Raw genomic sequence first — 10,207 nt, forward strand, 5'->3', positions numbered from 1 at the left:
TCCCGTTCCCGCCCCGATCGTCGCGCCCGTCGTGGCGCCGCCCGCCGTCCCCAGGCTCCAGCCCGCACCGCCCCTGACGGTCACTGAGTCGGCGCCCAGCCGACCCGCGCCGGCCTTGCCCGCGCGTCGCCCCGCCAAAGACAAGGACGAAGAGGAGGCCGCCGCCGGCGGTCCGCCCTCGGCGCCGGCCCCCCGCATGACCATGCCCGCCCCAGGCGGCGCCCCGGCGCCGGCTGCGGGCGGCGTCACCGACGCCTGGCGGTTCGCGCCCGAGGGTCAGAGCGGCCGCAACGCCCGCGCCCTGCGCCTCTCGCCCAGCGGCTGCCCCTCGACCGGCGTCCTCACCCAGGGCGAACGCGACATCTGCGACGAGCGCTTCAACGCCCGCGCCGCCGAGGGCGCCCAGCGTCCCATCACCGGCAGTGGAAATGCGGCACGCGACGCCCGCTTCGCCCGCGAAGGCGCCCGCGAGATGCAGCGCTACGAAGCCCAGCGCCGCCCCTTGTCAGGCGGCGTCGGCGTGGTCGGCGCAGTGGACTGCCCCGGCTCGAACTTCGGCAACGGCTGCGCAGGGTCCCATCTGGACTCATCGATGCAGATGGACTCGGCCCGCAACGTTCAGACCCGTCGCGACGGCCCGCCGGCTTCTGGACGCCCCGCCACGCCCGGCGCCGCCGCGCCTCGCGAGCCGCAATAGAAAAAGGGCGGCGCTGTCGCCAGCGCCGCCCCCTTCAGTCTTCAGTTCCGAAACGGATCAGTCGTCCGACTTTTCCAGTTCCAGCGCCAGGTCGGCCGGCAGCGGCTCGATGGCGTCTTCGCGGGCCTGCGTCAGCTCCGCGTCGCGCTGGTTCGCCAGCTTCTGCAGCGAGCGCAGATAGGCGCCCGTGCCCGCCGGGATCAGACGGCCGACGATGACGTTTTCCTTCAGGCCTTCCAGCATGTCCTTCTTGCCGTGGACCGAGGCGTCGGTGAGGACGCGGGTGGTCTCCTGGAAGGACGCCGCCGAGATGAAGCTGCGGGTCTGCAGCGACGCCTTGGTGATGCCCAGCAGGACGGGCTGCGTGGTGGCCAAACGACCGCCGCGCTTCTCGACCTTGGCGTTTTCCAGAACGGCTTCAGCCACTTCGACGGTGTCGCCGCGGATCAGGGTGGTTTCACCCGAATCCAGGACTTCGACCTTCTGCAGCATCTGACGGACGATGACTTCGATGTGCTTGTCGTTGATCGGCACGCCTTGCAGTCGGTAAACCTCCTGCACTTCGTTCACCAGATACTCGGCCAGCGCTTCGACGCCCTGGATACGCAGCAGGTCGTGCGGGTCCGGGTTGCCGTCGATGATGTAGTCGCCCTTCTGGATCAGATCGCCGTCGTGGACGGAGATGTGCTTGCCCTTCGGGATCAGGAACTCGACCGCCTCGCCTTGTTCGCCGTCAGCGTTGACCTCGGGCGTGATCTTGATGCGGCGTTTGTTCTTGTAGTCGCGACCGAACTCAACGCGGCCATCCATCTCGGCGATGACGGCGCAGTCCTTCGGACGGCGGGCTTCGAACAGTTCGGCGACGCGCGGCAGACCGCCGGTGATGTCGCGGGTCTTGGCGCCTTCGGTCGGAACACGGGCGATGATCTCGCCCGGCTTGACCTCGTCGCCGTTGGACACGGACAGAACGGCGCCCACGGGCAGCAGGTAACGGGCGTCAGAGCCCGAGGCCAGCTTGGCGTAGGTGTCGCCCAGGGTCACGCCCATGGCCGGACGCAGGTCCGAGCCGCGGGGGCTGGCGCGCCAGTCGGAAACCACGCGCTGGGCGATGCCCGTCGCTTCGTCGGTTTCTTCGCGGACCGACAGGCCCTCGACCAGGTCCTCGAAGCGGATCACGCCGCCGACTTCCGTCAGGATCGGGGTGGTGTAGGGGTCCCACTCCGCCAGACGTTGGCCCTTGGCGACATCGGCGCCTTCCTTGACGCGCAGACGGGCGCCGTACGGGACCTTGTGGGTCTCGCGGTCCTTGCCGTCGACGACGATGGTGACGACGACGTTGCGGCTCATGGCCACCAGGTCGCCGTGCGCCGCCGTAACGGTCGGGCCGACGATCTTGGCCTTACCGGCGTTGGTCGCCTCGTAGAACGAGGTTTCCGCCACCTGGGCCGTACCGCCGATGTGGAAGGTACGCATCGTCAGCTGGGTGCCCGGCTCGCCGATCGACTGGGCGGCGATGACGCCGACCGCTTCGCCGATGTTGACGTTGGTGCCGCGCGCCAGGTCACGGCCGTAGCACATGCCGCAGATGCCGGCTTCGGCCTCACAGGTCAGGGCCGAACGGACCTTGATCGACTGGACGCCGGCCGCGTCGATGACTTCGATCTCTTCTTCCTGCAGGTAGGTGTCTGCAGGGAACAGGATCTTGTCGCCGCCCGGCTCCTTGATGTCCTCGGCCGCATAGCGACCCAGGACCCGTTGGCCCAGCGAGACCAGCACGTCGCCGCCTTCGACCACGGCGCGCAGGGTGATGCCGCGCGTAGAGCCGCAGTCTTCCTCGGTGACGATGGAGTCCTGCGCCACGTCCACCAGACGACGGGTCAGATAACCCGAGTTGGCGGTCTTCAGCGCGGTGTCGGCCAGACCCTTACGGGCGCCGTGGGTGGAGTTGAAGTATTCAAGGACGGTCAGGCCTTCCTTGAAGTTCGAGATGATCGGCGTCTCGATGATCTCGCCCGAGGGCTTGGCCATCAGGCCGCGCATGCCGCCCAGCTGCTTCATCTGAGCCTGCGAACCACGGGCGCCGGAGTTGGCCATCATGAAGACGGAGTTGATGTCCGGCTCCTGACCCTTGATCAGGACGCGAGGCTGGGCGATCTCGCCCATCATCTCGTCAGCGATCTTGTCCGTGGCCTTGGCCCAGGCGTCGACGACCTTGTTGTACTTCTCACCCTTGGTGATCAGGCCATCGGCGTACTGTTGCTCGTACTCTTCCACCTGGGTGCGCGTTTCCGCGACCATCTGGGCCTTCTTGGCGGGAATGACGATGTCGTCCTTGCCCACGGAAATGCCGGCCTTGGCGGCTTCACGGAAGCCCAGCTGCATCATCTGGTCGGCGAAGATGACCGTCGCCTTCTGACCACAGTGGCGATAGACCTGATCGATCAGGTTGCCGATTTCCTTCTTGGTCAGGTTCTTGTCGAGCAGGCTGTAGCCGATGTTGGCGTTGTGCGGCAGCAGCGCGCCCAGCTTCATCCGGCCCGGGGTCGTGTCGATGACCTTGGTGACGATCTCGCCCGCCGCGTTCATCTCGGTCCAGCGCGCCTTGATCTTGGTGTGCAGACCGACGACCTGGGCGTCCAGGGCGGCGTCGATTTCACCCATGTTGGCGAACAGCTTGCCTTCGCCCGGCTGGTTTTCCTTCACCAGCGACAGGTAGTACAGGCCCAGGACGATGTCCTGCGACGGCACGATGATCGGCTTGCCGTTGGCGGGCGACAGGATGTTGTTCGTCGACATCATCAGGACGCGCGCTTCGAGTTGCGCCTCCAGCGACAGCGGGACGTGAACAGCCATCTGGTCGCCGTCGAAGTCGGCGTTGAACGCGGTACAGACCAGCGGGTGCAGGCGGATGGCCTTGCCCTCGATCAGCTTCGGCTCGAACGCCTGGATGCCCAGACGGTGAAGCGTCGGCGCGCGGTTCAGCATGACCGGGTGTTCCCGGATCACTTCTTCCAGGATGTCCCAGACCTGCGGCTGCTCGCGCTCGACCATGCGCTTGGACTGCTTGACGGTGCCCGACAGGCCCTTGGCGTCCAGACGCGCATAGATGAAGGGCTTGAACAGCTCCAACGCCATCTTCTTCGGCAGGCCGCACTCGTGCAGCTTCAGCTCGGGGCCCACGGTGATGACCGAACGGCCCGAGTAGTCGACGCGCTTGCCCAGAAGGTTCTGACGGAAGCGGCCCTGCTTGCCCTTCAGCATGTCGGCCAGCGACTTCAGCGGACGCTTGTTGGCGCCCGTGATCACGCGACCACGACGGCCGTTGTCGAACAGGGCGTCGACCGACTCTTGCAGCATCCGCTTTTCGTTACGGATGATGATGTCGGGCGCGCGCAGCTCGATCAGGCGCTTCAGGCGGTTGTTACGGTTGATGACCCGGCGATACAGGTCGTTCAGGTCCGACGTCGCGAAACGGCCGCCGTCCAGCGGCACCAGCGGACGCAGTTCCGGCGGGATGACCGGCACGATGGTCAGGATCATCCACTCGGGCTTGTTGCCCGACTCGAGGAAGGCCTCGATCAGCTTCAGGCGCTTGGACGCCTTTTTGGCCTTCATTTCCGAAGGGCTGTCAGCCAGCTCGCCGCGGTGGCGTTCGGCTTCGGCGTGCAGGTCGATGCCCATCAGCAGGTTGCGGACGGCCTCGGCGCCGATTTCAGCCGTGAAGCCGTCGTCGCCGTATTCTTCCTGATAGCGATAGAACTCGTCTTCCGTCAGCAGCTGGTTCTGCTTCAGCGGGGTCAGGCCCGGCTCGGTGACGATGTAGTTTTCGAAGTAGAGGACGCGTTCCACGTCCTTCAGCGCCATGTCCAGCATCAGCGAGATGCGCGACGGCAGCGACTTCAGGAACCAGATGTGGGCGACCGGAGCGGCCAGGTCGATGTGACCCATGCGCTCGCGGCGAACGCGGGCCAGCGTAACTTCAACGCCGCACTTCTCGCAGATGATGCCCTTGTACTTCATGCGCTTGTACTTGCCGCACAGGCATTCGTAGTCCTTGGTCGGGCCAAAGATACGGGCGCAGAACAGGCCGTCACGCTCGGGCTTGAACGTCCGGTAGTTGATGGTTTCCGGCTTCTTGATCTCGCCGAACGACCACGAACGGATCTTCTCCGGCGAGGCCAGGGCGATCTTGATCTGGTCGAAGGTCGGCGTGACCGGGACCGGGTTGAAGATGTTCAGGACTTCCTGGTTCATCTTTTTTCCTTCTGCGGGAATGCCCCGCGAAAATTCATTCAGAGAGGAGAGGCGGTCGGACCGCCCTCCCCCGCCAGGCGGGAGAGGGCTTCAGTTTCCGATCAGCTGTTCTCCAGCTCCACGTTCAGGCCCAGCGAGCGCATTTCCTTGATGAGCACGTTGAAGCTCTCGGGAATGCCAGCCTCGAAGCTGTCGTCGCCGCGGACGATGGCCTCGTAGACCTTGGTGCGGCCGGCCACGTCGTCGGACTTCACCGTCAGCATTTCCTGCAGGGTGTAGGCGGCGCCGTAAGCTTCCAGAGCCCAGACCTCCATTTCCCCGAAGCGCTGTCCGCCGAACTGCGCCTTACCGCCCAGCGGCTGCTGGGTGACGAGCGAGTACGGGCCGATGGAGCGGGCGTGGATCTTGTCGTCGACCAGGTGGTGCAGCTTCAGCATGTAGACGTAGCCGACCGTGACCGGACGCTTGAACTGCTCGCCCGTCTGACCGTCGAACAGGATCGACTGGCCCGAACGATCCAGACCCGCCGATTCCAGCAGGTCCTCGATGTCCGAGATGTGCGCGCCGTCGAAGACCGGGGTCGCGAAGGGCACGCCCTTGGCCAGGTTCTGCGCCAGCTCGATCAGGTCTTCGTCCGATTCCGGCAGCGGGGTGTCGGCGCCGTAGATTTCGGTCAGACGCGACACCAGGGCGTCACGCATGCCGCCGTCCATCCACTGCTCAAGCAGGCTCGTGATCTGCTTGCCGAGGCCGGCCGAGGCCCACCCCAGGTGGGTTTCGAAGATCTGACCGATGTTCATGCGCGACGGCACGCCCAGCGGGTTCAGAACGATGTCGACGTGGGTGCCGTCGTCCAGGTGCGGCATGTCCTCGATCGGCAGGATCTTGGAGATGACGCCCTTGTTCCCGTGACGGCCGGCCATCTTGTCGCCCGGCTGAAGCTTGCGCTTCACGGCCACGAAGACCTTGACCATCTTCATCACGCCCGGCGGCAGTTCGTCGCCGCGCTGCAGCTTCTCGACCTTGTCTTCGAAGCGACGGTCGAGCGCCTTACGGGCGTCCTCGAACTGCTTCTTCATGGCCTCGAGCTCGCCCATCGCCTTCTCGTCGTCGAGGGCGATCTGCCACCACAGGCCCTTGGACACTTCGGCCAGCTTCTCTTCGGTCACTTCGCCGCGTCCCATGCCCTTCGGGCCCGAGACGGCGTCCTTGCCGAGCAGCAGCGGCTTCAGGCGGCCATAGACGTTGCGCTCCAGGATCTTGAGCTCATCGTCACGGTCCTTGCCGAGGCGTTCGATTTCAGCGCGTTCGATGGCCACGGCGCGCTCATCCTTGTCGACGCCGTGACGGTTGAAGACGCGCACGTCGACGACCGTGCCGGCGACGCCGGGCGGCAGACGCAGGCTGGTGTCGCGCACGTCCGAAGCCTTCTCGCCGAAGATGGCGCGCAGCAGCTTCTCTTCCGGCGTCATCGGGCTTTCGCCCTTCGGCGTGACCTTGCCGCACAGGATGTCGCCCGGCTGGACTTCAGCGCCGATGGCCACGATGCCCGCTTCGTCGAGGTTGCGCAGGGCTTCCTCGCCGACGTTGGGGATGTCGCGGGTGATTTCTTCCGGGCCCAACTTCGTATCACGCGCCATCACTTCGAACTCTTCGAGGTGGATGGAGGTGAAGATGTCGTCGCGCACGATGCGCTCGGAGATCAGGATGGAGTCTTCGAAGTTGTAGCCGTTCCAGGGCATGTAGGCGACCAGGACGTTACGGCCCAGAGCCAGTTCGCCCAGGTCCGTCGACGGGCCGTCGGCGATCACGTCGCCGGCCTTCACTTCATCGCCCACGCGCACGATCGGGCGCTGGTTGATGCAGGTCGACTGGTTCGAGCGCTGGAACTTCGACAGGCGATAGATGTCGACGCCCGAACGACCCGCGTCCACGTCGCCGGTGGCGCGCAGAACGATACGGGTGCCGTCGATCTGCTCGACCACGCCGTCACGACGGGCGATCACGACCGCGCCGGAGTCCACGGCCACGACCGCTTCCATGCCGGTGCCGACCAGCGGCGCGTCCGACTGCACCAGAGGCACGGCCTGACGTTGCATGTTCGCGCCCATCAGTGCGCGGTTGGCGTCATCGTTTTCCAGGAAGGGGATCAGGGCCGCAGCGACCGAAACGACCTGTTTCGGCGACACGTCCATCATGTCGACGTCGGCCTTGGTCAGCAGCTGGGATTCGCCGTTGATCCGGCCGGGGACCAGGTCCTCGACGATCTCGCCGTTTTTCAGTTCGATGTTGGACTGGGCGATAACGTGCTTCGCCTCTTCCATGGCCGAGATGTAAACCACCTCGTCCGTGGCCTTGCCGTCCTTCACGCGACGATAGGGGCTCTCGATGAAGCCGTACTTGTTGACGCGCGCGTGGGTGGCCAGCGAGTTGATCAGACCGATGTTCGGGCCTTCCGGCGTTTCAATCGGGCAGATGCGGCCATAGTGCGTCGGGTGAACGTCGCGGACTTCAAAGCCGGCGCGCTCACGCGTCAGACCACCCGGGCCAAGCGCCGAAAGGCGACGCTTGTGAGTGATTTCCGACAGCGGGTTGGTTTGGTCCATGAACTGCGACAGCTGCGACGAGCCGAAGAATTCACGCACGGCGGCGGCAGCCGGTTTGGCGTTGATCAGGTCGTGCGGCATGACCGTGTCGATATCGACCGAGCTCATGCGCTCCTTGATGGCGCGCTCCATGCGCAGCAGACCGACGCGGTACTGGTTTTCCAGCAGCTCGCCGACCGAACGCACGCGACGGTTGCCCAGGTTGTCGATGTCGTCGATCTCGCCGCGGCCGTCTTTCAAGCCGACCAGGATCTGCAGCACCTTCAGCACGTCGTCCTTTTGCAGGACGCGGATTTCGTCGGAAACCTCGGGGGTCTCCAGACGCATGTTCATCTTGACCCGGCCCACGGCCGACAGGTCGTAGCGTTCGCTGTCGAAGAACAGCGAGTTGAACATGGCTTCGGCGGCTTCCGGGGTCGGCGGCTCGCCCGGACGCATGACGCGATAGATGTCGAACAGGGCGTCTTCACGACCCGTGTTCTTGTCCACCCGCAGGGTGTTGCGCATGTAGGCGCCGACCGTGACGTGGTCGATGTCCAGCACGTCGATGGTGGTGAAGCCGTGCTCTTCCAGCAGGGCGATCGATTCCGCGTCCAGCTCGTCGCCGGCCTCGGCGTAGATCTCGCCGGTCTCATAGTTGACGGCGTCGGCGGCCAGATACTTGGTCAGCAGGGCGTCAGCCGCCAGCGACAGCGAGGTCAGACCGCCGTCGGCCAGCTTCTTGGCGGCGCGGGCGCTGATCTTCTGACCGGCCTGGGCGACCACTTCGCCGGTGTCGGCGTCGACCAGGTCGAACTCCGGCTTCACGCCGCGCCAGCGTTCCGGCTTGTAGGGCGTGACCCAGCCTTCGCCGCGCTTCTCGTAAGGCACGGTCTCGTAGAAGGTCTTGAGGATTTCCTCGCCGTCCATGCCCAGGGCCAGCAGGAAGCTGGTGGCCGGCAGTTTACGACGACGGTCGATACGAACGAAGACCACGTCCTTGGCGTCGAACTCGAAGTCCAGCCACGAGCCGCGATAGGGAATGACGCGGGCGGCGAACAGCAGCTTGCCCGACGAGTGGGTCTTGCCCTTGTCGTGGTCGAAGAAGACGCCCGGCGAACGGTGCATCTGCGAGACGATCACGCGCTCGGTGCCGTTGACGATGAAGGTGCCCTTGTCCGTCATGAGCGGGATGTCGCCCATGTAGACGTCCTGCTCCTTGATGTCCTTGACCGAACGGGCGCCCGTTTCTTCCTCGGTCTCAAAGACGATCAGGCGCAGCTTGACCTTCAGCGGCGCGGCATAGGTCATGTCGCGCTGGATGCATTCTTCGACGTCGTACTTGGGGTCCTCGAACTCGTAGGACACGTACTCCAGGACGGCGCGCTCGTTGAAGTCCTTGATCGGGAAGACCGACTTGAAGACCGCCTCGATGCCCTGGTCCTTGCGAACGCCGCTGCGCACTTCGCGCTGCAGGAACTGCTCGTAGGAAGCGCGCTGAACCTCGATCAGGTTCGGCATCTTCACCGCTTCGGGGATACGCCCGAACGAGTGACGAATGCGCTTCTTTCCGGTGAACGAGGTGGCGGAGGCGATCTTACCCAGGGCGAGACCGTCAGTGGAGTTTGCCATTCTGTTTTCCCAATCGCGAGCCCACCCCACAAAGGAATGGAGGCCCGACGTCAATGCAGCAGCCACGGCCCGCCATTCGGCGATCCGTGACCGTAAGTTCTCTCGGCGCCCACCCTCGATCCGCTGCGGGATCAGGGCGCCTGAAATATGCTCGCCCCTTGGGAAAGGGACGACGCCTGCGCACCGGTCGGAGGGCGACAAACCGGGCCTCGGCGCTTTCGCGCGGGATTCATGGAATCTGCGGAGCGGCATATATACGCCGATCTCCGGCGAAATAAAGGCCCCGCAGCCAATCCTTTCCTCCCCATGGCATGGGGAGGTGGCGCGGGCGCGTAGCGTCCGTGACGGAGGGGGCGACGCCGCCCTCGCCACCCCTCGCGCGCCCTCAACCCGCAGCGCCGCCCCCTCCACCGCTACGCGGTCCCCCTCCCCATTGCTGCGCAACAGGGAGGAAAGCCGCCTCATCGACACCGCCACGCCTTGTGATAAGCCTAACCGTTATGAACCGCATCATTCCGCCCGCGCTCGCCGCATCCGCCCTCGCCCTGACCCTGTCGGCCTGCGCTTCCGCGCCCGCCACGACGGCCCAGGTCGTGCCGCAAGGTCCCGCCACCCAAGAAAACTGGGAGGTCGGCCAGACCGCCTACCTGATGTGGAACGGCCAGCGCAGCGGCTGGACCACCACCCCTTCGGGCCTGCAGTACCGTCGCGTCGGCAAGGCCAACCGCAACGGCGTCCAGCCGGTCGCCGCTGACACCGTCAAGGTCCACTATCGCGGGACCTTCATCGACGGCCGCGAGTTCGACAGCTCCTATTCGCGCAACGAACCGACCAGCTTCCCCCTGAATCGCGTCATCAAGGGGTGGACCGAAGGCGTCGCCCTGATGCGCACCGGCGAGACCTATGAGTTCGTCATCCCCGCCGACCTCGCCTACGGCCCCCGCTGGATGGGCACGGAAATCCCCGCCAACTCCACCCTGCGCTTCACCGTCGAACTGCTGGAAGTGAACCCGGCCGCATAAATCTTCTCCCTTCCCCC

At 65.3% G+C, this 10,207-nt stretch carries 3 protein-coding genes and 1 pseudogene; 2 read left to right on the top strand and 2 right to left on the bottom strand.

What is annotated here, in order from left to right; all coding sequences use genetic code 11:
* Positions 1-697: pseudogene (locus tag DXK21_RS15930) on the top strand (hypothetical protein); the annotation flags it as partial.
* 57 nt (positions 698-754) lie between these two features.
* On the opposite strand, the gene rpoC reads toward DXK21_RS15930, so the two are convergent.
* Positions 755-4,951, bottom strand: a complete 4,197-nt coding sequence (gene rpoC, locus DXK21_RS15935) for a DNA-directed RNA polymerase subunit beta' (protein ID WP_114818748.1) — start codon at positions 4,949-4,951, stop codon at positions 755-757.
* A gap of 101 nt (positions 4,952-5,052) precedes the next feature.
* The gene (rpoB, locus tag DXK21_RS15940; protein ID WP_114818749.1) at positions 5,053-9,168 is read right to left on the bottom strand and encodes a DNA-directed RNA polymerase subunit beta; all 4,116 of its coding nucleotides are present in this window, start codon (positions 9,166-9,168) and stop codon (positions 5,053-5,055) included.
* A gap of 500 nt (positions 9,169-9,668) precedes the next feature.
* Here rpoB and DXK21_RS15945 point away from each other — a divergent pair, with 500 nt between their 5' ends.
* Complete coding sequence (locus tag DXK21_RS15945; protein ID WP_114818750.1) at positions 9,669-10,190, top strand: FKBP-type peptidyl-prolyl cis-trans isomerase; 522 nt, start codon at positions 9,669-9,671, stop codon at positions 10,188-10,190.
* Positions 10,191-10,207 lie beyond the last annotated feature (17 nt).

Origin of the sequence: Brevundimonas bullata (assembly GCF_003350205.1) — a bacterium.
Taxonomy (GTDB): Bacteria; Pseudomonadota; Alphaproteobacteria; order Caulobacterales; family Caulobacteraceae; genus Brevundimonas; species Brevundimonas bullata.

Coding starts and splice junctions, on each gene's coding strand:
- rpoC (WP_114818748.1), bottom strand. CDS start 4,951: ATGAACCAGGAAGTCCTGAACATCTTCAACCCGGTCCCGGTCACGCCG.
- DXK21_RS15945 (WP_114818750.1), top strand. CDS start 9,669: ATGAACCGCATCATTCCGCCCGCGCTCGCCGCATCCGCCCTCGCCCTG.
- rpoB (WP_114818749.1), bottom strand. CDS start 9,168: ATGGCAAACTCCACTGACGGTCTCGCCCTGGGTAAGATCGCCTCCGCC.